The organism is Funiculus sociatus GB2-C1 (assembly GCF_039962115.1).
Taxonomy (GTDB): domain Bacteria; phylum Cyanobacteriota; class Cyanobacteriia; order Cyanobacteriales; family FACHB-T130; genus Funiculus; species Funiculus sociatus.
This window is the reverse complement of record NZ_JAMPKJ010000060.1, coordinates 1-24,299: the sequence shown is the minus strand read 5'-3', so window position 1 is coordinate 24,299 and position 24,299 is coordinate 1. Positions and strand designations below refer to the sequence as shown.

The window sequence follows — 24,299 nt, the reverse complement described above, 5'->3', positions numbered from 1 at the left end:
TCTTTGAACGAATGCCCCTGAAACGCTTTCTTGGTAAGGCTTTTGGGGTGCTAATAGCGTTAAGATGACTGATGAACCCATGAACGACGTTGAAAAGGTGGCGTTGAACGATCGCCCTGTGCTGTTTCAAAGGCGCGATCGCGTCCGCTCTCATGTGGTAATAAGAAAACAATTCTTACCAGCCCAATCAACAGCGATCGCTCTGGGCTTCCCCATCTCAAGAGCAGGCGTTAAGATTCAGCTTCAAGGGGCGCATAGAGGCGATCTAGACAATCTAGCTGGTTCTGTTTTGGACGCTCTAGTGTCAAGCGGCATTTTGCTTGATGACCGTATCACCTGCGTGCCTTGGCTGACTGTGGAGTATCAAGTAAAAAAACAACAGGGTTGCTGGGTGGAATTGCTTTCAACAGTTTGGACACCCCATGAACGCGAGGACACCCCATGAACGCACAACTTTAACGTTCTTTCATGGGGTGTGAGCTGGACAATTTAGGGGATTTTTAGACCGTGCGGCACGGCGATCGTTGACTACTAATGAAAACTTTGAACGAATGCCCTTGAAACGCTTTCCTGGTAAGGGTTTTGGGGTGCTAATAGCGTTAAAATAATTGATTACCCCATGAACGCCATCAAAATGATGTCGTTGAACGATCAATTGCGGCGGCTTCAAAGGCGCGATCGCTCCCCTTCTGATGCAGCAGAATACTCAAACCACTCAGGAGCAGTGAGATTCGATGTGTAACTCCCAGCCGCCAGAAGAAGGGTTAAAAGAGGTGAACTTACAACCGAATGATTCCCTAGGCGCTGACTTCAGGTAATATGGATGTGCGCGGTGTCCCAATCCACATCTATTACAACCGAATGATTCCCTAGGCGCTGACTTCAGGTTGTTAATGATAAAATACCGCTAAAAAAGATGCCAAAGGAACTTTGGGGACAAATCTCAGGAAGCTGCCAGTGTCCCTATGACACAAATTCGCGTGGTCGGAGATGCGGAGGGAGGTCGGCGTACTCCAAGCCCGGTGGTGAAAGTCCTGTTTGTTATAGTTAATAATTGCCTGTAAAAACACACCTTTTCAAAGACAATCCTTACCTCAATAACAATGTCTCAACAAACAAAACCAGAACTTGACATTACAACCCTAATGTCAACTGGTGCTTAAATCCCTGCCAGATGAAAGGATAAGAACTTGCTTCTTATCCTTGGTAGTCCGCTATCGCTTTCTGCTCTCGAACTACTGCAACCTCTATCAGATAAGACACTCATCCACTTGGATAAGTGTCTCTATTTCAATCGCTGCTGGCGTATGCGATCGCGCTTATTCTAAATTCCCTGCTTTCTTAACAGCTTGTTTCAAGTCTTCAAAGGTAATATTACCGTCTTCATCTCGATACATCGCTAGCAGTTCTGCGGGGCTAGTACCTGTTTCTGCTGAAATGACTGCATTTAACCCAGGGCTTAAAAAAAGCTCATTACTCGATACTTTGCCATCTTGATCTCTATCCAAGGTATTAAAAAGAGATTGAAGCTCTTGCTCAGTTGCCATAAGTTTCTATCTGAATTAATTTTTTCAATTCAATATCTCAAAATTTTGAAAAAGATGCAAGGAAAGTTACCTCTTACCCTGGCAGATACAAGCTGCTGCTGTCATTGGGTCTGGCATGAAGATATCGGCTGGTAATCGCTGTAATGCTTAAAGCCACGGAGAAGGCACCTCGAAGCTCTAAGGCGCTTAGAGCCGGTTGACTGAGTTCTGGATGCAATGAAGTAACCCCGCGAACATTTGGATACCCCATGAACGACTGGATACCCCATGAACGACTGGATACCCCATGAACGACTGGATACCCCATGAACGCCATTAAAAAAGCGTTGAGCAAGAGCCGAGAGATCGCCCGTGTAAAGTGACATTTACACAGGCGATTTTTACGATGGGCGATCGCTTATATTCCGGCTTCGGTCACAACTTGATTTAGTACATCAACAATATTTAGCCGTTCTGCCCATTGCGTTAAATAGTCAAAGTCTAGATTTTCGGCTTGTACTTTTAGGACACCTAAAACATCTCGCCATTGTTTTTCAGAACCAGAGCGCTGCCTCCACAGCAGTTTATTTAAAATGACATCTTCAGGGGAAGAAAAATAGAGTGCCGTATCTTCAAACTCGACCACCCGTCGCCGTTCAAATTTGAGTTGTTCAAATTCATCAGTTCCGGCTATCACCAAGTCAGCGCGGCTAATACTCTCTATCTCCGTGATTTGCAAGGTTTTCATCCGACCCGATTTCATGTCGTCAATGCCGGGGACATAGAAACCTGCCTTAGTGAGTGCGTTGGTAAGGCGTTCGATATCTAGGGGAGAAATCGCAATTACTAAATCTAAATCCTGTGTTGTGCGGGGTTCGCCGTAAGAAATTGCAGCTACCCCACCAGTGATGTAATAGGGAATTCCTAATTCCTCGAAAATGGGATGGAGTTTGGTGGCAAGTGAAACCGAATCTTGAATCCACATTGGGGACTCTCCAGATGGAATGTAGTTAGGGGGGCAATATTCTTGTAGCCACGCCAAAGCAACCTTTTGAGCAAATTTGGTCTGGGAAAGATGAAGAAATTGTTGGCGCAGGGAACAAAGCGAAAGTTTGCGGGCGCTGCGAGTTAGCGACGCTGCCATCTTCAATCGTTCGCTTGGTGTCCGATTTCGGATCAAGTGGAACGTTAATAAATCTGTTTCTACGCTAGTGTCTTCAGATTGGGGACGGTATCCGGGCTTGACGGAGAATTTCGGTATAGCTTGAATCATGGGCGATCGCTCCTTAAAAAATCATTTCATCTAGTAGGTTTGAAACCTCAGCTTGGTCTTTACCTCGGTTATCGTCATAAATCATCAGAGTGTCTAGCTGCCGATGCCGCGAAAGTTTCTGTACCTTCCGTACATTGCCATCGGTAGCATCCAGCGCCGCTGTAATCGCACTGTGCCGAATGCGATGGGGTGACATTGTTTTTTTGATGCCAGCCTTGCCACAGAGCTTTACTACTATCTTTCTAATTCCGTCGCCAGTTAACCGATGTCCTGGTTTGGCAAAGTCCAGGGAAGTAAATAATGGAGTATCGTCCAGCGCATCACTTCTAGTATCTAGCCATTGGGCGATCGCCTCTACCGTACCCTCAGCCAAATCAATCACCTCGCGCTGAGTTCCCTGTCCTTTGCCCAGTATCCGTAGTGTCTTGGCATCGGGGTCAAAGTCACCTATATTCAATTGGCTTATCTCGTTCCGCCGCAGTGCATTACCCCAGAGCAGCCTAAGCAGTGCATAATCACGGCTACCTTGGACAGTGGAGCGATCGCATACTGCTAGAACTCGCTTGAATGTATCAACATCAATTCCGGTGGTATCCCGATACTTCTGTACCTTCTCGCCAGATACATCTTCCAAGCCGTAAACACAAACCCCTATCTTGCGCCCCATTGATACAAGGCTTTTGATGGCAGCCAGACGACGGTTAACAGTCGCCTCCTTCAGTCCTTTTTGGATCAGTGATGCCTTATACTTCAGCACTACAGATACGGCTTGGGTACGTTCGAGATGCAGGAATTCTAGTACCAAGTCGGGCGTGACTTCCTTGCCCGTCATGAATTTGAAAAACTGTGTTACGTCCCTTTCGTATGCGCGACGGGTGTTGGGACTTCGTTTGTCAGCCAGTAGTTGGGCAAGCACGTCAGGGTTAACGCTGGTATCAAAGGATGTGCCTATTTTCGCATCAAGCAAGCGGTCTAGGTTGTGCTGGGATGGGGGGATTTTATACATAGATAAGCTCTTGATAATGACAATTTCCGATAGCACATGAGAAAAATTAAACCTTACCCGGTCATCATTAGTCCGGGTATCTTGCACTCTCGGCAGAAGTTAGGTGAACGTTTAGCCAAGATGCCCACTCCGTGAGTTTTTAGTGCTTTACCGCAAAAATCTGCGCTTGTTCGCTCTCAACCGGGGACATATACGTTTCGTATACTCCTTCAACTGGGAGAGACTTTGGCGCTTGTTATGGGAGCGATTGCCCTCCAGGTCAGAACGCCCGGTCTATGGATTTCCCTTGCAATGGAAGGGGCTGCACTTTTCGCAGACCCTTCCTAGAGAATCTAGACTTTTTACGGAATGGGGTGAAAGGTCTAACTGGTGGGCGTTTTGAACTTTAACCAAATGGTTAAAGTTCAAATCAGAGCCACAACATCGCAAGCCAGCAGACTAGAATCCGTGCGCTGCTAAAACTTCGTTGTGCGACTTGTGCAGCGTCGCCTGCTGTTTCTCGTACCGAGCAAACAAGTCCGCCGCAGCATCCTCCCGGCATTTGAATGGGTGCTGGAGGCTGCGATCCTTGTGAATCCATCCGCCTAGCGTCAAACTCTCCCTGATTTTGCCGATGCAGACGCTACCCTCGTAAACCAGAAACTCTGGGGTTAGTGCGGAGGATTCAGGAGTCTCCGAGAAGGTGAAACCAGGCTGCACAGCCCGATGCGCCTCAAAATCCTGTAACCAAGAATCGACGGCAATCCAGAATTGTTTGCCCGTCCGTTCCAAATTGACTGCGCTCATAAAATCTTCAGTGCGATTTCTTAGGGCAGCTTTTACAAAGTGAGGTGTTAGCGCTGCGACTGAAATGTGCTTGTAGCCGAGGGTTGCCCTGAACCGTTCCTTGACTTTATGGATGTAGCTTTGGCTCGGCTGGTCAATTTCCGTAGGTGCCGAGGCTGGTGTAACCCAGGAGATTTTCTCGCCTGTCGCTGGATTCTCGATCTGAACGAGGCTACCTGCTGGGATGCGATCGCGCTCAGCATCATCGGTTGAGATGTCGCCGCCGTCTGTATCATCTGCTGGGCTATCGTCATCGCCACCAAAATCGTCAAAGCTGCCTGGGTTATCGTTGCCGTCATCGTCGGGTGTTGGCTCCGGTTCTGGACTGGGATTATCTTCCCCCTCTCCGCTGCTGAATAGTCCTAGCACTGCGTTCTTAAGAAGTGCGATCGCGTCTGGTGCCAGATCCGAAACCTTAGCAACGGCATCCTGTAGCGTCTGGATGGCACTGCCTGCGACGTTTTCGGCTTGATTCAGTTGGTCGATGCGAGATTGACGGGCGGCAATGACTGCCTGAAGGCTGGCGATCTCAGATTCTAGGTTTTGGATGTCGCTTTGAAATAGCATGAGGGTAATTACCTTTGTTTGGGTGATTAGGGCGATCGCTATCTTTGGACGGAGTGCGATCGCCCTTTTGATTTGACGCGAGGCTTTTTGGGACTTCCTCCAGGTCACTGCGGTCTAGGCGGCTGCGGCTACTCGTTCTAGTTGGAATACCATCGCTCCTTTTGTGAGATGTCGTCCTTGCCCTCTGACATTCCTCCAGGTAATACCGTACTGAGTGCAAAGTTTTCTAAGTGTTGTTGAGTCAAGGGCAGTGAGGTTGATTTCAACTTTTGGCTGTTCTGTGACGGCGGGTTCGGGTTGTTCTGGAGCTGCGGGTAGGAGCAGGGGCGCGATCGCTTTGGGCTGCTGTGGTGCTGGGCTAGGCGCTTCATCTGCTGGACACTGCCAAGGATTGGGGATTGTCTCCTCTGGTTCCGCCTGCGTCTTTGGTTCTGGCTGTGGCGTGCTGCGTACTCTTGCCAGCGCTGCCTCCCGTCGTTCGTTAGATGCGGCAAAGGTCAGAAACAGCCCGTAACCTATACCGAGTGTGATCGTCTTGATGGCATTAAACATTGTCTTGTGTCCTTGTATGTAGCGGTGTTTCAGGGATTGGCGTGTAGCGTTTGCCTTTCTCCTGTCTATACTCAATATATACAATCTATCGAAAAATGTAAATACAATCTAGACAAATCTAGATAAAGATTCTGTAAAGTCTAGATTGCCTATACCAGTGCTATATAATCTAGACATTAGCTAGAGGATATAGACATGAGTGAGAACAAGACCCAACTTGCTACCTTTCGGATAGAACCGGAACTCTGGGAGGAGTTTAAAGCGCAGGCACGGCGCAATGGTAAAACCGCATCCGATGCGCTTACCGACTTTGTACAAAGCTATGTAGAAGCTGGGGATATGCCAGCAGTGCCATCCCTCCAGCTAGACGATATAGAATCACGTCTAGACGAGAAAGTTACTGAAGCGATCGCGCCTATCCGCCAAGAACTAGCTGAGTTGAGGGCAGAGCTGCTGGGAAAGTTGAGGAGGGTGGCTTAAGCGAGGAGGTGGAACGACTGAGAAGCGAGAATGAAGCATTCAGACAAAGTGCAGGAACGCAGGCGGTCATCGAACGGAATGCCAAAATTCAGGACTTGGAGCAGCGCAATCAGGAACTGCGGGTCAAGCTCACGGAGGTCAGGAAGAAATTAGTTGATGTTGAGGTAGGGAAGGAAGATACCCAGCGCAGGCTAGACGCGGCTCGGCTCAAACTTTTCAACCTGGAATCTGAAACCCAAGCGGCTTCTGAAAGCGAGATTTTAGACCAAGAAGCGATCGCCCTTTCCACCACAACTCCTCCCCAGGTCGAAGCAAGTGAGCCAGGTGAAGTAACGGACAAGCCCCCCTGCCCAAACTGTGGAGAGGCTGTGAGGATTCGGAATAATGGCATCCGCAAAGACAAGCACGGCACCCCCATTGCTCAGCGATGGCTTTGCAACAGTTGTACAAAGAGTTGGTCAGTTGCGATCGCTCTACTAGCCAATGACTAATAAAAAGCCCCACAGTTTTCTAGTAGGGGCTTTTTATTTTATATCCAATTAGGACACGCTAGGGCTGGGGTTTGAGCCGTACCGTATTAAGCTAAAAAATCTGTCTCGTAAACGGTCGTTTATAAAACTTTAATTTTCTTGAATCCTTATGGGGCATTAAGGGTTCTACCCAAAGAATAAAGTAGGCGTATGTAACTAGATCACAATAATGAGGAAGCGTAAATCCTAGCTTTTTTAGGGTATATACCCGGTTTTGTTCTAGCAATTAAACTGGATAAAATTTCCGATAATGCAACTCTCTTACCTACTGCCATGAAACCGAAAAGAGCGGTATTAGTTCTGGTGCTGACGATTATTATGTATTCACCTTCAAGAGTCATTTCCATGTGAAAATTACAGTCAGATGCTCCATCTGATGTTTTTTAGTTATTTGTCATTCGTCTAGCATCTCATTATTGACTTAACAGGATTTTTACATTGAGGGATTGGTGTGCCGTGCATACTCTACAATTCTTTATCGAAAAATTCTCAAAAAAATCGAACCAATCTTTGCATAAACTTTATCAAAACTGCCTAAATTTTTAGCCAATCTTTACAATAATTTCGGAAGTCAGCTTTAGATTTTCAATAGTATAGCCAAGTGAGCAATTTAAAAATTTTTGGAGTAATTAGAAATATGGCTACCTTAAGTGTAGTGAAAAACCTATCGATGGCAGTTTCTGGGGCAGCATTTATCGTCATGGGAACGCTTGGGAATCCGGCAATAGCTGAAGTTATAACCTTTCAGGGGGCTGATCCTGTCCAAACTTCAACAGGCGGACGCCGCCCAAATTCTGATGCAGCAGCAGCTAAATTTGACACGGCTGCTGGAGGGCTGGGCAAAATCAATTTAATTGATTTTGAAAGTGCGCCTCTGGGTAACTTTAGTTCTCTCATCGTAGCGCCGGGAGTTATAGCAAATCTTACTAATACCAGTAGCGATGTCAGTCCTGGGATTAGTAGTGGTTTTATTTTTAGCCGTCTTGGTTTCAATACAACGGCGGGCGGAGAGCAATTTTTGCGGGTTGTCCCAACTTTCAGCATCTCGACAGCAACTATTAACTTCTCCTTTGCCAACCCGATCCAAGCCTTCGGAGCGTACTTCACAGACCTTGAGACAGGTTTCTTTGGCAGTCTAAACGTGTTGTTCGATAATGGGACGAGTCAAGTATTGTCAATAATAGGAAATACTGGAGGAGGCTCACAGTTCTTCGGATTCACTGATGCTGGACAATCCATTGCGAGTGTCTCACTGCAAGTGAACAATTTCAATAGCGACAGACGTGATATCTTCGGCATTGACGATATCCGCTATGTTGCTGCCTCTGAATCTGTACCTGAACCCACTTCTGTGCTTGGTTTATTCAGCTTTGGTACCCTCGCTTCACTCCTCAAGCGCAACAAGAAACATCGCGCATAGGATAACTATTTATCCCAATTGAATAACTGCTGTGTCTAACTGTAGCAAGCACAGCAGTTTTCGTTTTGGATATTGGCAAATTTGATATTGGGCTGGTGTGAGTGGTCATCTTCTTGCCCATACTTATGAGTGGAGCTGAATGAGTTATTGCCGTCATAACATCTCTTACAGAGAGCCGTCATCTATGACAATACCGATGTGTCTTGCGGCTCGATCTAAAATGACTTGCCATCAGGGGAGCTAAATCCCTCATGTGCTGAAGAATCCAATTCTTCCTCCAATCCGGAATAATAATTATATATCCCGGATTCGGAGACGGGAGAAAGCATGGAGAGGGTATTAACGGCTCCTAATACTTGTGAGTCGCGCACTTCTAAATATTGCTGAAGTTGACCTAAATTCCTGTGACCCGACACTTCCTGAACAATTCTTAAGGGGATAAGCGCATCGCTCATTTGGGTCAGGGCGGAACGTCGGAAACTATGAGATGAGACACCTTCTAAGCCGACTCGCTTGCAGGCTTTTCTCAATGCCTTATCAGCTGAGTCGGGTTGGAAAGGTTCCCCAAAGCGACCGGGAAACAAATAGGGTTGACCCGTTGCTGGCTGGTAGTTGGTGAGAAGGATTCGTAGGTCATTAATGACTGGGATGGTGCGAGTCGCCAACCTTCCTTTAGTATTCCCTTTGCGGATAATTAGCTTGGGGCGCACTCTTCCTGATGCGTCGTAGACATCCACAATTCTCAGGGTACAAGCTTCCTGAATGCGGCAGGCACAAAATAAGCAGATGCCGAATAGGGCGTGATCTCGTGGGGTCTGTAAACCGGAATTGAACAGCAACTGGATTTCTTCTACAGATAAAATTTTGGCTTTTCCGTGCCGATCTATTTTCATTGAAACTACCCATCAATGCCCAATGATTTACCACGATTTGGGGGTAGCTTGGAAGACTGTAATTAGCCTGAGCCGATTGGCTTCAATTGAAGTGCAACCTACAGAATTAGGCGTAATCTCAAAGCTTAATAAAAAGCAGACTGAATAAAAAATCAGTAAAAATACCATTTGAGATACGGTATCTCATTGGTTAGGCTCGATTGAGAAAGCTTGGGAGGCATTCTTGTCATGCCCGTATTTAATCCACTAGAAATCGCTGCGCTGGTACGTGAAACCAGACATCGTTTGGGGCTGACTCAATTGCAGTTTGCACAAAAGCTAAGTGTCTCATTCCAATCAGTGAACCGTTGGGAAAATGGGCATACTCAACCGCTACCAATAGTGCTTAAGCAGATTGAAGAGGTATTGAGGCAGATGGGTGATCGCGGTTTGGATTTACTGGAACAGTATTTTTCCAATGAGTGTGACTGATCACCTCCTAAATTAAAATAGTTCAGCCAGCCACAAAGCGGCGAAACCTTGGGAAACAATAAAGTAACTTAACGATGCCAGCTAATTACACCGAGATTGAAAAGCGCCTTTGGGAAGCAGCCGATGAACTTAGGGCGAACTCCAGGCTCAAACCCTCTGAATACTCGGTGCCAGTGCTGGGGCTGATTTTCCTTCTCTATGCTGATTATAAGTTTGCCTTGGTCAAGGAGCAATTAGCGGCAGGTGGGAGTAGCAGACGGCGCACAGTAGGTAAAACGGATTACCAGGCGAAAGGGGCGTTGTTCCTACCCGATGAAGCCCGTTTTGATTATTTGCTCAATCTGGCGGAAGCGGAGGATATTGGCGGGGCGATTAATGCAGCGATGAAAGCTCTTGCAGACGAGAATGAGGAACTCGGCGGTGCTTTGCCCAGAGATTACAACCGTTTGGAAAAAGCGATTCTGCGCGAGTTGTTGAAAATCCTGAACCGCATTCCTAGAAAAGATATTACTGAGGATGCGTTTGGAGAGATTTATCAGTATTTCTTAGGGAATTTTGCTCAGAAGGAAGGGCAGAAAGGCGGTGAGTTTTTTACTCCAATTTCATTGGTAAAGCTGATTGTCGAGGTAATAGAGCCGGATTACGGGCGAATTTTAGACCCAGCTTGTGGTGCTGGCGGGATGTTCGTGCAGAGTGCGGTGCGAATTCGTAATAAGTTAAACCAAGACCCGAATAAAGTAATTAGTGTCTACGGGCAGGAGAAGGTAGACGGAACCGTGAAACTCTGTCAGATGAACTTAGCCGTTCATGGAGTTTCTGGTTTACGCAACATCCGCGAGGGCAACACTTATTACCAAGATATTCACAACAGCGTCGGTGAGTTTGACTTTGTGATGGCAAATCCACCGTTTAATGTCAATGGAGTAGATAGGGAGAAGATTAAAGGCGACCCTCACTATCCCTTTGGCGTTCCTTCAACGGACAATGCTAATTACCTTTGGATTCAGCTATTTTACAGTGCTTTAAATCAGAACGGAAGGGCGGGGTTTGTGATGGCAAACTCAGCAGCGGATGCACGGAGTTCTGAGTTGGAGATTCGCCGCCAGTTGATTCAAACCGGGGCAGTGGATGTGATGATTGCCATTGGGTCTAATTTCTTCTACACGGTGACGCTGCCCTGTACGTTGTGGTTTTTGGACAGGGGGAAGGTGAAGACACCCCGCAAGGAGAAGATGTTATTTATTGATGCGCGGCATATTTATCATCAGGTTGACCGCTCCCATCGGGATTTTAGCGAAGAACAGGTTGAGTTTATATCAAGTATTGTGCGGCTGTATCGCGGGGAAGCGGTAGAGGTGACGGGTGCTGACTCTGAAATGCTGACACAGATGTTCCCAGAGGGGGCTTATCAGGATGTGGCGGGGTTATGCAAAGTAGCGACGTTGGATGAGATTGAGGCGCAGGGATGGAGTCTCAATCCTGGGCGTTATGTGGGAGTGGCAGAACGAAAGGAAGCGGAGGATTTTGATTTTGCAGAACGGTTGGAGGAGTTGAATGAGGAGTTGGAAATTCTTAATGTTGAAGCACGGGAGTTGGAGGAACGGATTGCTGAGAATGTAATGATGTTGTTAGAAGGAAACCTTTAAATAAAAAAATAACAGTAAACATAGCAAATAAAAAATGGTTTTAGCTCAGATTTCACTTTCTATAGGCGATGTTACCGACATCGTTCAGACAATTGCAGTAGTTGTGTCACTGATTTATGTTGCTATCCAAGTGAGGGAGGGTACAAGAGCAGCTAAAGGCGCAACTTATCAATCAATTATCACTGCTTTTGCTGAGATTGAATCTCGCATTAGCCAGGATGCAGAAGTAGCAGGCCTATATGGGTCAGGACAGGCAAATATCGACAATTTAAACGAAACAGAAAAAGCTAGATTTAATGAGCTTATGTATAGCCTTTTCAATTTATACGAGAATTTGCATTACCAATATAATAATAAGTTATTAGAAGAAGAATTATGGGCTGGCTGGTGTCAAAATATGCGAGATCATTTGGCACAGCCAGGAGTGGCAGCTTGGTGGAAATCGAAAAATTATCTTTATGCTAAAAGCTTTTGTAAATATGTCAATTCAGGAAAATGCCCTAGAGATTAATTTTGGTTAAGGGCATAGCACTTCAACCGATATCAATATAGTGATGTTGCTGGAGGGGGGAAAGGAATGAGTGAAACTAGAACGTTACCGATTGAGATTCCTAAGGAAGAAATAGAACAATTTTGCCAGCATCACCATATCCGCAAGCTGTCTTTATTTGGTTCGGTGTTAAGGGATGATTTTACACCGGAGAGCGATATTGATTTTTTAGTGGAGTTTGAGCCGGGGAAAACTCCGGGGGTCTTTAAGATAGTCAGTATGGAAATGGAACTTTCAAAACTGCTAGAGGGAAGAAAGATAGATTTAAGAACTCCCAATGAATTAAGTATTTATTTTCGAGACAGAGTGATGACAGAAGCTGTGGTGCAGTATGACAGCAATTGATGATTTAACTCGCTTACACCATATGCAGGATGCAGCAAGAGAGGCTCTCGGTTTTATGTTAGGAAAGACTAGAGAGGATTTAGCTAACAATAGGATGTTGGTGTTGGCTGTCGTTAAAGATTTAGAGATTATTGGTGAAGCGGCGGGGAGAATTTCAGCCAAATGTAGGGCGAGACATCCTAGGATTCCTTGGGCAGTTATGGTGGGGATGCGAAATCGGTTAACTCATGCTTATTTTTCAATCGATTTAGATATTGTTTGGAATACAGTGACAAATGATTTAGTGCCACTGGTTGAGCAATTGGAAAGGGTAATGCAGGAGGAAAGTTAATTAGGTATGGCGAGAGAGTTGTTGAAGAGGATAGCAGAGAATGTGGTGATGTTGTTGGAGGGAACTAATCGATGAATTCTTTATTACCTTGGCAGGAGGTGAGACTTGGAAATCATGTTGATTTATTGACTGGATTTCCATTTAAAAGCCAGCAATTCACCGATAAACCAAATGATATACCTCTGGTAAAGGGGGCTAATGTTCATCAGGGATATATTGACTGGAATACTGCAAAAAGGTGGTCTGCTTCTGAGTTCAGCCAATATAAGAAGTTTCAGCTTCAGCCTGGGGATGTAGTTGTTGCAATGGATCGTCCGTGGATTGAAGCTGGTCTGAAGTACGCCTGGATTGGCCCAAATGATCCAAAAAGCTTACTTGTCCAGCGAGTGGCAAGGCTGCGAGGAGCAAATGGTTTGCTAACTGAATATCTTCGATATCTAGTCGGTAGTTCAGCTTTTACCGACTACATAAAACCTATAGTTACAGGGATTAATGTTCCTCATATAAGTGCTGACCAGATTAAGGGATTTAAATTTCTCCTTCCACCTCTTCCCATCCAGCGCAAAATTGCTGCAATTCTCTCAGCCTATGATGACCTAATTGAGAACAATACGAGACGGATTGAGATACTGGAAGAGATGGTGCGATCGCTCTACCGCGAGTGGTTCGTCAACTTCCGTTTCCCTGGACATGAACAGGTGAAGATGGTTGATTCAGAATTGGGGCTAGTTCCTGAAGGTTGGGAGGTTAAAAAACTAGGAGAAGTTGCAGATATTAACAAAGCTAGCCTAAAAAGTGGGGAGGCACCTGAAGAAATCAACTACATAGATATTTCTTCGGTTTCTACAGGAAAAATTGATAAGATTGAACCTATTAGTTTTTCAAAAGCTTCTAGTCGTGCGCGTCGAATTGTAAAACATGGTGATATTATTTGGGCTACTGTCCGACCTAACCGTAAATCATATAGCCTCATTCTTAACCCCATTAAAAATTTAATTGTTTCTACTGGTTTTGCTGTTATTACTGGTAGAAAAGTGCCTTACACATATCTATATCAGGCATTGACAACAGATGATTTTGTCGGCTACTTGACCAACAATGCAACTGGTTCAGCGTATCCAGCCGTAAATACAGGAGATTTTAAAAATGCTGATGTATTAATTCCTCCAATTGAACTTATGAATAAATTCCACAACATTGTTGCAGACATTTTTAACGAGAAAGACAACTTCTTACGAAAGAATGCAAACCTTCGCCAAACCCGCGACTTACTTCTCCCAAAACTCATCTCAGGCGAAATCGACGTAGAAAACATCGGCATCAACACCGGAGAAATAGCCGCATAAAGCCAAGGGAAAAGTTTTATTACTAAAAATTAAAAAATATTTCTCTACAATTATGATTTGTCTAAATAATTGACTCATCATCTGCTAAGGAGCTACTTGATAGGCGTACAGACTAGCTTTCTTCTGACATTTTCATAGTTGGCAATGCCAATATTTTGGAAGATACTAGGGAATATCCTGTCTAGAGCCAACCTCCTTTTGACTAACGTTGGCTAATCTTTCCATTGAGTACAAGATTTACTTTTTGAGGTATAAATATGCCGCTAGTTCGAGAATTACCCGAAAACACAAAGAAAGAAATTAGAGAGTCTTCAGATGAGTTTTTCTTTGAATTGCGTAAGATGAAGTTTCCCAATGCTCTAACTGGTATTGCCGAGGGAGATTCTTGGTTTGATTATGCTCCTTCCTGGTTAGAAGATGCAACGAAAGGAGACTTAATTAACCAACTTAATCTCTCAAAAGAATTTAATCTCTTGAGAGTTGCCAGAGCAGGAGACACGCTGGAGAACATGGTTTACGGTACAAAGTATGACAAGGACTATCGACCCGAAAAAAGCCAATTTGAGAAAACGCTTGAGTTGATTCGTAAGCACCAGCCCAAGTTCTTCTTATTCTCTGGCGGTGGCAATGACGTAGCTGGAGCAGAACTTGAATCCTTCTTAAATCACGCCGATTCAGGACTAGAGCTTCTTCGTAAAAGCCACCTAGACTATATTTTGGGTCAAATCTTCCAAAAAATTTTTGAAGACCTGATTACTAAGACCAAAGAAGCTGCACCTGATATTCACATCTTTTTTCATGGTTATGGCCATGCTATCCCAGACGGTCGGGCTGTTGCTAGGGTAGCAGGCTTTGATTTTGTTGGGCCTTGGCTTCGACCTGCGTTTGCTAGAAAGCGAATCAATGAAGTGACCAAAGCACAGGAAATTATTCGCACTTTAATTGATAGCTTCAATGAGATGCTTGCTGAAATAGCAAATCGGCACAACAACGTTCATTACATTGACTTAAGACCAATCATTGAGGATGAGGATTGGGCAAATGAACTGCATCTAACCGTGGGCGGTTACGAGAAGGTTGCCCGAAAATTTATTCGGGAAATTAACGCAGTCTTTGTCCGTAAACCTTAAGTAAAAAAAGCAAATTATTGAAATAGATTTAGGAGAGTATTTTATCGCCAACGTCAATAAAACTTTGGAATTTTAGCCAACAGTATTAATGAATCAATGGCAGCATACATAACTCTCTTCAATCTAAAATCAAAATTCCCATGCCCCACCCCGACTCAGAAGAAGCCCTAGAACTCGAAACCATCGCCCTTTTTAAACAACTCAAGTACACCACCGCCAACTGCTTCAAAGAATGGAATAGCGGAACCAGCACATTAGGGCGAGAAACCAGAAGCGATGTAGTGCTAATCTCCAAACTCCGCCCAGCCCTAGAAAAACTCAACCCTCACCTTCCAAAACAAGCCATCACCCTCGCCATCGAGGAACTGGTTCGCGACAGAAGCGCCCTTACCCTCGCCAGCGCCAACCGGGAAATTTACGATTGCCTCAAAGATAGAGTTAAAGTCACCTACCGCAACAACGACGGCGAAGAAGTCACCGAAAACGTCACCGTCATCGACTGGAAAAACCCCACCGAAAACGACTTCTTCCTCGCCTCACAATTCTGGATTGCGGGGGAATTGTCTCCCAAACGCCCTGATTTACTCGGCTTTATTAACGGCATTCCCCTCATCTTTATAGAACTCAAAGCCTCTGGCGAACGAGTCGAACGCGCCTATCAAGATAACTTCTGCGACTACAGAAAAGAAATCCCCCAACTGTTCTGGTACAACGGCATCGTCATCCTTTCCAACGGTAGTATTAGCAAAATCGGTAGCCTCACTGCCACTTGGGAGTATTTTTCAGACTGGAAGAAAATAAACAGCGAAGGTGAAGAAGGAATTATCTCCCTCGACACGATGATTCGCGGCACCTGCGACAAAACTAAAGTCTTAGATATTGTCGAAAACTTCACTTTATTTAGCGAGGAACAAGGCGGCTTAATCAAACTCGTAGCCAAAAATCACCAGTACCTCGGTGTCAATAGCTGCCTAGAAGCCGTGGAAAACATCCGAGAAAATAAAGGAAAACTTGGAGTATTCTGGCACACCCAAGGCAGCGGTAAAAGCTTCTCAATGCAGTTCTTTTCCCAGAAAGTTCACCGCAGAGTTCAGGGAAATTGGACGTTCCTAATTATCACAGACAGAGAAGATTTAGACGACCAAATCTACAAAAACTTTGCTAAAACAGGTGCTGTCACCGAAAGCGAAAAAGAAGTCAGGGCGAACAGTGGCGCACACCTCAAACAACTCCTAACAGAAGACCATCGTTATGTATTCACTTTAATTCAGAAATTCGGTACTAAAAAAGGCGAACGATACCCCAAACTCTCTGATAGAGATGATGTGATTGTGATTGCCGACGAAGCCCACCGTTCTCAATACGATACCTTCGCTGGAAATATGCGAACCGCATTACCCAACGCAGGTTTTATTGGCTTTACTGGCACACCGCTACTCGTGGGAGAAGAAGCCACCCGGCGCGAGTTTGGCGACTATATTAGCATCTACAACTTCCGCCAATCCGTCGAAGACAATGCCACCGTTCCCCTGTTCTATGAAAACCGCATTCCCCAACTCGAACTCACCAATAGCGAAATAAACGAAGAAATTGCCGCTGCTATAGAATCAGCAGACTTAGAGGAGGCACAAGAGAATAAACTGGAACGAGAGTTTTCGCGGGAATATCACCTGATAACGCGAGACGAACGCCTAGACGAAATCGCCAAAGATATTGTCACTCACTTTTTGGGGCGGGGATACCAGGGCAAAGGAATGGTTGTCTCCATTGACCGCTTCACCGCTGTCAAAATGTACGATAAAGTCCAGCACTATTGGCAGCAGCAATTAACCCAATTACAGAACCAACTCACCACTGTCAGCGAGAGTGAACGAGAACAGCTAAGAGCGAGGATTCAGTACATCCAAGAAACCGACATGGCGGTAGTGATGTCCTCCTCCCAGAATGAGGAAGAAAGGTTTAACGAAAAAGGCTTAACGATTAAACCCCACCGCCAACGTCTCGCCAAAGAGAAACCGGGATTAGACGTAAAATTCAAAGATGCGAGAAACCCTCTGCGAATCGTCTTTGTCTGCGCGATGTGGATGACAGGCTTTGATGCTCCCAGTTGTTCTACCATCTACCTCGACAAACCGATGCGGAACCACACCCTGATGCAAACCATCGCCAGGGCAAATCGGGTATTTGAGGAAAAGGTAAACGGGCTGATAGTTGACTATATCGGCGTGTTCCGCGACTTGCAAAAAGCACTGGCGATTTACGGTTCTGCTTCCGGTGGCGGCGTAGAAGAAGGCGATACCCCGGTACAATCCAAACAAGCTTTGGTGGATGAATTGAGAAAGGCGATCGCACAAACTCTACAATTTTGTACCGAACGCGGCATCAATTTCGACGAAATCCAAACCACTACCCAAGCCTTTGCCCGTACCAAGGTGTGGGATGATGCAGTCGAAGCCATCCTAGTAAACGACGATTCCAAGCAGCGGTATCTGGCATTAACTCAGAACGTCACTAAACTCTACAAAGCGATTCTCCCAGACCCAGCAGCAGGCGAGTTCAATCCAACTTTGTATACCTTGGGTCAAATTACCAAGAAAATCAAAAACCTAGCTTCCCCGGTGGACATTTCCGAAGTCAAAGCCGCCGTTGAGGAAATTCTCGACGAGTCCATCGGCACCTTAAATTATGTCATTCCACAATCTAACCAACTCATTGACCTCAGCCAAATTGACTTTGATGCACTCAAAGCCCAGTTTGAGTCTGGCTACAAAAACACTGAAGCCGAGAAGCTAAAAGGGACAATTAGCGTCCGGCTAACCCAGATGGTACGTCTCAACAAAAGCCGGATGAATTACTTGGACAAGTTCCAGCAGATGATTGATGAATACAATGCTGGTTCTCGCAACGTCGAGGCATTCTTTACCGAGTTGGTGGAGTTTGCCCAAGAACTCAAGGTTGAGGATAAACGGGCAATATCCGAGAATCTGGAAGAAGAAGAACTGGCAATTGTTGACCTGCTGACGAAACCCGACATCACCTTAACCCAGAAGGATAAGCTGAAAGTTAAGAGGGTGGCAAAGGAACTGTTAGAAACCCTCAAGCAGGAAAAACTGGTGTTAGATTGGCGCAGAAGACAGCAATCAAAGGCAGCAGTCAAAGTTGCAATTGAAGAGATTTTAGACCAACTGCCCGAAAGCTATCCAGCTGAGGTATATCAGCGCAAGTGCGAAGAAGTCTATCAACACGTCTACGAGTCTTACTCAGGGGCAGGACGCAGTATTTACAATACAGCTGCTTGAGAGAAGCGATCGCACCTATTGAACCACGAAGTAGACAGGCGCAAAAAAAAAAGCCCTGTTTCCAAGCTACTCGAATTGAGAACGTCCCCACCCCAGAAGAAATAGGGATTTTTGGTAGAGCTGCGTTAATCGCTGCGTGGGAATGCGAAAGGAGCGATCGCTATTCGGCAGTTCTAGAGGATTGCCTGGGATTGAAAGCGATCGCACCCTCACCCCCGCCGAGTATAAGGAATCTCCAACCGCTCCACAGCTTTTCGCTTCGTCTCTTCCCCCCGTCGGTCATACTTCGCCGTCGTCACTGGTGATGCGTGTCCCGCGAGTTTCTGCACCGTGACAATATCAGTGCCAGCATCGAGGAGGTCTGAACAAAATGTTCTCCTAAAATCGTGGGGCGAGAACGCCGCTACCCCAGCCTCAGTAGCGCGTTTTTGCACAATCAATAACACAGCCTGGGGAGTCATCCGCCGCAGTTCCACCCGTCCGCCTTTTCGGATGGGACACAGCAGCGGCCCCAGTGACAAGCCTCTGACGACAAGCCAATCTTCCACAAGTGCGATCGCCCCTTCAGCCAATAGCCAATAAAAAAGCCCCTGCTCGGAAGCAACAGGGGCTTTTTATTTTATGTCTCCAAGGCTTTCCCAATTCGTGGAAGGCAGAATGGTTTCATGTTAGCCAAAGCATTCAGGAGTCATGAAGTCTTGGCGAACCCAGCCACGAGCGCCACTTTTAGGAAAACCAACCTTGTACCATGTCGCACCTTGGCGATCCTTGGCGAATGCTAAATCTTGAGGAGTATTACCCGCCTTTAATATATGAACGCTATCACCTACAAGTCCATAGCCTTTCTGCTGATAATTTGTGCCAGGGCCGGAACGCAAATTAATCCGCGACCCTGGTGTTTGACCAGTCAGCTTTGCAGCGCAATAAGACATTTCACTTTGAGGAATTTTTGACTGTGCAGAAGCCGGTGCTGCTGGCAGCATCAAAGTAGCTACAAGCCCAGTGAAGGCAACTACTTGAATCTTGACTAAAACACTTTTAACTATTCTCATGTTTTCCCCAAACTAATTATTAAAAACACTGGGCAGATTGTCCAATGTCCAGTTATGTTCTGCTGCGATAGAACTTAACTCTGAACCCAATCTGGCATATTCCGATCCGTGATGTCAGTGTTTTCAAGTAATCTTCATCGAAAGAATATGTCTAAAGATAGATAACATATCGTTACTAAGAGCTTTGGTTTAGCTCAAAGGCTTATGGTTAGGGGCTTCTATCCGTCATGAACCGAAAAAGTTGTGTTGAAGCTCTATGAACTTTGCAAGATAGGTATTGACAAATTAGAATTATGCGAATGTCAAGATTATTAGTCTAAACCCAAGCGATCGCACATTCCACAGGTTAAATTTCTGGAAAGAGCCTAAGCACTTAGATAAGTGCAAAATTACCGCCATAAATAAGTTTTATAGATATTAATGGGTAGTTTATGCTAATCAAAAATTTATAACGAAGCGTACTTCTGAGCATCCTTAGTATCAATATTCACCTTTTTGGAGAAATCGTAAAAATGCTTATCTCAACTATGATGAAAAAATTATCGATAGCTACTGTTAGCGCAGCATTGATTTCTTCCACCAATGAATCTGTAAGCGATCGCATAATCAGTTCAATCAATCAGTTGGAAAAAAATATTCATCACTACTGTCTCCTCTTACTCCCTTAAAAGTGAATATTGACAACACCAAGGTATTTATCAACCCTCAACAAATGCTTTAGTATTTTCTCGTTCTAGCTTGTCATGTGGATCTGTCATACGACTTGTCGGACTGTCGCGTTATCCTGTCGTGTGAGGCTGTCACGCCTGTCGCATCGTACATGGCAGCATTCGTGACCGTTAATGAGCCAGGAACGCGAGAGAGGAATAGGACTGGTCTTCCCTAAAAGTGGTCATAATACTTGTCATACGGTAGTTTATATATCACTGGTTAGGATAAAGCGCCAATCGCTCTCATCCATGCCGTGACTAACTACACTGGCGCTTGCCGTCGGATAGATACTTCGAGAGGCAAGTGCCAATGCCAAATCGTCATTCTCTGGCACACAAAACATATGCACATATCCCGGTAACGGCTCTGAAATGCCCTTGTTCGCCGTAGCTCCCCACTGGATATGCAGCAGTGGCAAGATTTGCTTAGTACTCTGAAGTCTCAAGTCTTTCACTCCCTGAAGTGACAGATAAGAAATTGTGCCTCGATGTTCAACGAGCAGAGGTGTCAGAACGTGCATATCTTCTCCATTTAGGCTGTATATTCCTAACGTGGTTGTGCAACGAAACTTTATTGGAGCGAACCGTTCTAAAATGCGGACTAGGCGGTTGGGGCTGCGATTCTCCTGCAAGGAGGCTTGGCTAACGCCTGGATTCATGGAGATGGTGTAGCCTCGATCGCAACGGAGAATGTCCGAATCGAGGGCATAGCGCAAGAGTCGCAGGGATAGATGTTGGTGCTGGTAATCGGGATGAACTTTCAAATCGCACAGATACCAAGCAGGACGAACGACCTCACCCTGATAGTAAGGAATCTGGCGCAGCACACCTGCTCCGACTGCTGCAACGCGATCTGCGCTATCGCCATCTAGAACCACGTAGTAGTTCACTTCACCGAGGCGATCAAAAAAAGCAAAGTAATCGCTCCCATGATCTAACTGGAAAAAATCATTACCGAGGGGATAAGTAGCGGCTTGCTCGATCGCCACAATTCCAGGCTGAAAATGCAGGCGTTCTTCAGGCGAGAGCCGATGAAATTTCATGGCGAAACCCAACTACAACTTCCCGGTAGAAAAAGGAGCGATCAGATCCCAGCAATTGGGTACTGAGTGAGTCATCGACCAGAAGATGGTCAGCCATGACCGACGCCAGATGATGATCGCCATTAAGTCGTCGTCCAATCAATGCACCACCCGGCTTCAAGCTGTGTACTGCACTCGTTAGCATGGTATGCAGATCAGACAAAGGCATCCAGTCGGAGATATTAGAAAACTGGATCAGGTCAAACTTACTAAACTCTGCTAATTGCTGCATTTTCTCGGCAAAGGCACCGTGGTGTAGCCTCAGTCGATCAGTACCCAAGGCGTGAATGGACGTTTGGGCAGGTTGTTGCAGATAGATAGGCACGCCATCCATTCCACTGGTATAGCAATCGCCCCATACCTGAGTTACAAAGTAATTTTCAGTAGGAACAAATTGCTGTAAGGCGATCGCAAATACATCGGCGAAATGCTCCCCAAAACTACGATCCATCGAATAGTTCACGGCTGCTTCCCCAAATGTTCCTGCCAGTTTGCTGCGCTCGAATACCGTCTCAAAACTATCTCGCCATCGGGGATGCTGGAGGGCAGTTATAGGAGAGCGAAGTGGGTCTAACCCAAAAGTGGCAAAATAGCTGGAGAGTTCCCGAAACAGCTGCTCAAAGCGACCCACGCGATTCACACCAAAAGCGATCTGGTCTTGCCGTGCGTCCCAAAATGCCTGTGTTGTGTCTGGAAGTTGCAGGCGCACTCGTTCGTAGAGCCTCAGTCGCTCCGTCTCACTCGCCTTCAGCTCTGCTCCTATAAGTCGTAGTTGTTCATCTAGGGGCAAGTGCAACAAGGCTTGTCGTCGCAACTCAACTAAATGAAGTTGGGCGAGGTTCAGGTCAACCGCTTCAATCTGCGCCACGGCTGGACTAGCGAGCAAACTCAGAGCCGTACAACCCCCAGAGGCAACCAGCAAGACTCGCAACGGATGTCCCTGTCGCTCCTTTAACTGCTCGATGACCCGTAACTCAATCCTGGGGTCTTCCCGTGCCTGGGAAAAGGCAATCTCAGACAAGGGGCTACAAATCACGGTACAGGCTCCAAAAATAGTGTGCGCCGAGAACGAGTCCTTGCACAACCTGGGTACGGGAACGCGACTCATTCCAGGTAGGTGCTGCTAGCATCAGCAAATCTCTAGCGTGTTCGGTATCGAGTTTTTCATGCACGGCGTAGTGAGATTGGCTACCGGGAGCCACCCAGCCCCGATGATTTACGGTACGAGCGATCGCCGCACTGATGTCCACATAAAGATACTCAATGATACCTAACAAGGCTGCTCCTGCTTCTCCAGGTTGGGATAGACAGTAGGTCAGAATCGATTGGTTAAAGGCTAGAACCGGGGTGATACAGGGCGTTTCCAGTTCTGCGGCGGTTGCACCCAACGATTGCAGATATTGACCAAATGTATACTTATGGGAACGCAGGCGATTGCCATGTCCATGTTCCTCTGCTACATTTTCTGCCAACGGTAGCCGTGCCTCCAGCAGTGGTATCCGCGCCAGCACTGCCGCGAGTGCCTGCGAAAACGACTCCACCGCAAATCGAAATGGCAGTTGGCTCTGACGAAAGGCTTCGCGGGATGTGGAATCGGTTTGCATCCAAATCAGGTAAGGATGGTGATGGAAATCGTAAACTTCTGCTACCCGCAACACGGCGGCTTCCAATGTCGGCATTGTAGCCAAGTCTTCCCAAGTCAGTTCAGGAGTGGTTGAAATTTTTGTCGTTATAACGGATTTCTCTTCTAGTGCTTGCATAGGTGGCTCCATTCTCAACGGATACCGGTGGTGACCAAAAAGTATGAAGGATGTTAGCGATAGCGATAGCAGACGATCCCTACGTAGCTACCGCTATCGCTTTGCGTGCGCTAGCAGCGTAGCGAGTAAGGATGAAAATACCTTAAGTAATTGTCGAGAAGCCCCTAAATTTATTTATGCTCTAGACAAATAAACATCCAATTACACTTCAGCCTTCAGCTTGACGCTACCGACTGTAGTCCGACGAAAACTGGCGATGACAAAATCATGCACGAAGGTGAAGTAGGACGGAATGTAGGGTGCGCCCTGCGACACCAGCTCTTCCTTGAGTTCCTGATGCAAACGCGGGAGGTTATACCAAGGCACTGCTGGATACAAGTGGTGTTCCAGGTGATAGTTCTCGTTACACATGAAGAATCGAGTGACGGGATTTGTCACGATGGTGCGCGTACCCCGAATCAAATCCGATTCGCGATCAAGCAGAGTATGTTGACTCATGCCGCGAATGTTGACCATCGTGTTGATCAACAGCATCGGGAGCAGCCAGCCATGAATCAGGAAGGCTGTGGGAACAGGCGATAGTAGCACTGTGATTACCATAAGTCCAAGTAGGACAACCTCGATCGCAATCCTAAGTCGCTCCACTGCATTTCCCTGTCGAAATCCCAGAATCGGAATTGCAACGATATACACGGGATAGCCAATCAGTAACCGTCCCCAGTGCATGGCAAAAACCAACCCATTCCATTGGGTATAGTTCTTGTAGTGATCTGGGTCGCCTTCTATACCAAGATGCTTATGATGCTTCAGGTGCAGGACTTTGTAGGCTGAGAAGTTTTGCAGCACTGGCAACGCACACAGGATGCTCAAGATCCGGTTCCACTGTAGGTGATTCGAGAGTACGCCATGTACCCCTTCATGAGTAAATAGACTAATTCCATGTAGGGAAGCCGCCGCTAGCAGATACAGTGGTAGACACGCGACATAACACCAGGGGGTTGCGATTGCCTTAGCAAGCAAGAATGCCGTACTAGCTGCAACTGCATAGAACATGACGAACGTCGGCAAGCGATAGTGGTGACCAGCAAGGCAATGCAACTCTGTAAGGAGTTCGGCACTGACTTTAGGCTTTTCCAAAGTGTCAATAGAAGACGCTTCGGGTACAACCTGCAAATTTCCTGACAAAGCAGCAGCGAGCTGGTTGTTCTGCATAGGAGAAACGACAATATGGGGAGCTACAGTGCAAGTCCGCTGTAGTTTCTTTATAAGTGGTGAAATGGCACTAAGTTAAGACGACAAATCCGTGGTTCATGGTTTTATAGTCTATGCGCTCCTCCAATGAGCGATCAACAATGAACAGCAATCCACTCGTGGTGTGCGAACGTCCTTATCCTAGTGGTCTGTCAACAAGGAATTGACGGATATAACCGCTTCAATTTAATCCGGGCATCTTCGGTCGTAAATCGCCAATCTACAGGAGAAGAATTTTGATTTCGGCGTTGTTC

26 protein-coding genes and 1 pseudogene are annotated in these 24,299 nt (G+C 46.2%); 13 read left to right on the top strand and 14 right to left on the bottom strand.

Translation table 11 applies throughout. From position 1 onward, the window contains the following. The first annotated feature begins 64 nt into the window (after positions 1–64). Both NDI42_RS22430 and NDI42_RS22425 read left to right on the top strand, forming a co-directional pair. The gene (locus NDI42_RS22430; RefSeq protein ID WP_190450873.1) at positions 65–445 is read left to right on the top strand and encodes a RusA family crossover junction endodeoxyribonuclease; all 381 of its coding nucleotides are present in this window, start codon (positions 65–67) and stop codon (positions 443–445) included. Positions 446–619: 174 nt separating this feature from the next. Continuing rightward, positions 620–742: a hypothetical protein gene (locus tag NDI42_RS22425; protein ID WP_277876783.1), complete on the top strand. Its 123-nt coding sequence runs from the start codon at positions 620–622 to the stop codon at positions 740–742. Positions 743–1,319: 577 nt separating this feature from the next. Here NDI42_RS22425 and NDI42_RS22420 read toward each other — a convergent pair. The 6 genes from NDI42_RS22420 to NDI42_RS22395 all read right to left on the bottom strand — a co-directional run bounded on the left by NDI42_RS22420 (position 1,320) and on the right by NDI42_RS22395 (position 5,749). Beyond that, positions 1,320–1,547 carry an EF-hand domain-containing protein gene (locus tag NDI42_RS22420; protein WP_190450872.1) on the bottom strand — a complete coding sequence of 76 codons (228 nt, stop codon included), beginning with the start codon at positions 1,545–1,547 and terminating at the stop codon, positions 1,320–1,322. A gap of 73 nt (positions 1,548–1,620) precedes the next feature. Beyond that, complete coding sequence (locus NDI42_RS22415) at positions 1,621–1,854, bottom strand: hypothetical protein (protein WP_206755886.1); 234 nt, start codon at positions 1,852–1,854, stop codon at positions 1,621–1,623. Between the two features lie 90 nt (positions 1,855–1,944). Next, positions 1,945–2,799 carry a hypothetical protein gene (locus NDI42_RS22410; protein WP_190450870.1) on the bottom strand — a complete coding sequence of 285 codons (855 nt, stop codon included), beginning with the start codon at positions 2,797–2,799 and terminating at the stop codon, positions 1,945–1,947. A gap of 13 nt (positions 2,800–2,812) precedes the next feature. Then, positions 2,813–3,805 carry a tyrosine-type recombinase/integrase gene (locus NDI42_RS22405; protein ID WP_190450869.1) on the bottom strand — a complete coding sequence of 331 codons (993 nt, stop codon included), beginning with the start codon at positions 3,803–3,805 and terminating at the stop codon, positions 2,813–2,815. A 438-nt stretch (positions 3,806–4,243) separates the two neighbouring features. Then, on the bottom strand, positions 4,244–5,305 hold the full coding sequence (locus NDI42_RS22400; RefSeq protein WP_190450867.1) for a hypothetical protein: 1,062 nt from the start codon (positions 5,303–5,305) through the stop codon (positions 4,244–4,246). A 6-nt stretch (positions 5,306–5,311) separates the two neighbouring features. Beyond that, the gene (locus NDI42_RS22395) at positions 5,312–5,749 is read right to left on the bottom strand and encodes a hypothetical protein (protein ID WP_190450864.1); all 438 of its coding nucleotides are present in this window, start codon (positions 5,747–5,749) and stop codon (positions 5,312–5,314) included. A gap of 195 nt (positions 5,750–5,944) precedes the next feature. Here NDI42_RS22395 and NDI42_RS22390 point away from each other — a divergent pair, with 195 nt between their 5' ends. From NDI42_RS22390 to NDI42_RS22380, 3 genes are all read left to right on the top strand, one after another. Then, complete coding sequence (locus NDI42_RS22390; protein WP_190450862.1) at positions 5,945–6,229, top strand: hypothetical protein; 285 nt, start codon at positions 5,945–5,947, stop codon at positions 6,227–6,229. Between the two features lie 8 nt (positions 6,230–6,237). Then, complete coding sequence (locus NDI42_RS22385; RefSeq protein WP_190450860.1) at positions 6,238–6,720, top strand: hypothetical protein; 483 nt, start codon at positions 6,238–6,240, stop codon at positions 6,718–6,720. A gap of 676 nt (positions 6,721–7,396) precedes the next feature. Continuing rightward, positions 7,397–8,179, top strand: coding sequence for a PEP-CTERM sorting domain-containing protein (locus NDI42_RS22380; RefSeq protein ID WP_190450858.1), 783 nt, complete (start codon positions 7,397–7,399; stop codon positions 8,177–8,179). A gap of 215 nt (positions 8,180–8,394) precedes the next feature. Here the strand turns inward: NDI42_RS22380 and NDI42_RS22375 are convergent, their stop codons facing one another. After that, positions 8,395–9,072 (bottom strand): tyrosine-type recombinase/integrase, encoded by a 678-nt coding sequence (locus tag NDI42_RS22375; RefSeq protein ID WP_190450856.1) that lies wholly within the window; start codon positions 9,070–9,072, stop codon positions 8,395–8,397. Between the two features lie 228 nt (positions 9,073–9,300). On the opposite strand from NDI42_RS22375, the gene NDI42_RS22370 reads away from it, so the two are divergent. From NDI42_RS22370 to NDI42_RS22335, 8 genes are all read left to right on the top strand, one after another. Beyond that, positions 9,301–9,543 (top strand): helix-turn-helix domain-containing protein, encoded by a 243-nt coding sequence (locus NDI42_RS22370; RefSeq protein ID WP_190450854.1) that lies wholly within the window; start codon positions 9,301–9,303, stop codon positions 9,541–9,543. Positions 9,544–9,617: 74 nt separating this feature from the next. Further along, positions 9,618–11,189: a type I restriction-modification system subunit M gene (locus NDI42_RS22365; protein ID WP_190450852.1), complete on the top strand. Its 1,572-nt coding sequence runs from the start codon at positions 9,618–9,620 to the stop codon at positions 11,187–11,189. Positions 11,190–11,223: 34 nt separating this feature from the next. Further along, complete coding sequence (locus tag NDI42_RS22360) at positions 11,224–11,700, top strand: hypothetical protein (protein WP_190450850.1); 477 nt, start codon at positions 11,224–11,226, stop codon at positions 11,698–11,700. Positions 11,701–11,766: 66 nt separating this feature from the next. Then, positions 11,767–12,084, top strand: coding sequence for a nucleotidyltransferase family protein (locus NDI42_RS22355; protein WP_190450849.1), 318 nt, complete (start codon positions 11,767–11,769; stop codon positions 12,082–12,084). Further along, positions 12,071–12,415: a HepT-like ribonuclease domain-containing protein gene (locus tag NDI42_RS22350; RefSeq protein WP_190450848.1), complete on the top strand. Its 345-nt coding sequence runs from the start codon at positions 12,071–12,073 to the stop codon at positions 12,413–12,415. The genes NDI42_RS22355 and NDI42_RS22350 overlap by 14 nt, the downstream gene beginning before the upstream one ends. A gap of 71 nt (positions 12,416–12,486) precedes the next feature. Then, positions 12,487–13,761, top strand: coding sequence for a restriction endonuclease subunit S (locus NDI42_RS22345; protein WP_190450847.1), 1,275 nt, complete (start codon positions 12,487–12,489; stop codon positions 13,759–13,761). A gap of 257 nt (positions 13,762–14,018) precedes the next feature. Further along, on the top strand, positions 14,019–14,891 hold the full coding sequence (locus tag NDI42_RS22340) for an SGNH/GDSL hydrolase family protein (protein WP_190450846.1): 873 nt from the start codon (positions 14,019–14,021) through the stop codon (positions 14,889–14,891). A 140-nt stretch (positions 14,892–15,031) separates the two neighbouring features. Next, entirely contained in the window at positions 15,032–18,190 is a 3,159-nt protein-coding gene (locus NDI42_RS22335) for a type I restriction endonuclease subunit R (RefSeq protein ID WP_190450845.1), read from the top strand. 66 nt (positions 18,191–18,256) lie between these two features. Here NDI42_RS22335 and NDI42_RS22330 read toward each other — a convergent pair whose 3' ends face one another. The 7 genes and pseudogenes from NDI42_RS22330 to NDI42_RS22300 all read right to left on the bottom strand — a co-directional run bounded on the left by NDI42_RS22330 (position 18,257) and on the right by NDI42_RS22300 (position 24,006). Beyond that, a complete protein-coding gene (locus tag NDI42_RS22330; protein WP_190450843.1) occupies positions 18,257–18,397 on the bottom strand; it encodes a hypothetical protein in 141 nt (46 codons plus the stop codon). Between the two features lie 2 nt (positions 18,398–18,399). After that, positions 18,400–18,762, bottom strand: a pseudogene (locus NDI42_RS22325) (tyrosine-type recombinase/integrase); the annotation flags it as partial. Positions 18,763–18,858: 96 nt separating this feature from the next. Continuing rightward, a complete protein-coding gene (locus tag NDI42_RS22320) occupies positions 18,859–19,242 on the bottom strand; it encodes an SH3 domain-containing protein (RefSeq protein ID WP_242017455.1) in 384 nt (127 codons plus the stop codon). 916 nt (positions 19,243–20,158) lie between these two features. Beyond that, complete coding sequence (locus tag NDI42_RS22315; protein ID WP_190450839.1) at positions 20,159–20,995, bottom strand: GNAT family protein; 837 nt, start codon at positions 20,993–20,995, stop codon at positions 20,159–20,161. Then, positions 20,970–22,070 (bottom strand): DUF3419 family protein, encoded by a 1,101-nt coding sequence (locus NDI42_RS22310; protein WP_190450837.1) that lies wholly within the window; start codon positions 22,068–22,070, stop codon positions 20,970–20,972. Before NDI42_RS22310 ends, NDI42_RS22315 begins: the two co-directional genes overlap by 26 nt. Continuing rightward, entirely contained in the window at positions 22,060–22,794 is a 735-nt protein-coding gene (locus NDI42_RS22305; protein WP_190417017.1) for an iron-containing redox enzyme family protein, read from the bottom strand. Before NDI42_RS22305 ends, NDI42_RS22310 begins: the two co-directional genes overlap by 11 nt. 201 nt (positions 22,795–22,995) lie before the next feature. Beyond that, positions 22,996–24,006 carry a fatty acid desaturase family protein gene (locus NDI42_RS22300; RefSeq protein WP_190450836.1) on the bottom strand — a complete coding sequence of 337 codons (1,011 nt, stop codon included), beginning with the start codon at positions 24,004–24,006 and terminating at the stop codon, positions 22,996–22,998. Positions 24,007–24,299: the final 293 nt, after the last annotated feature.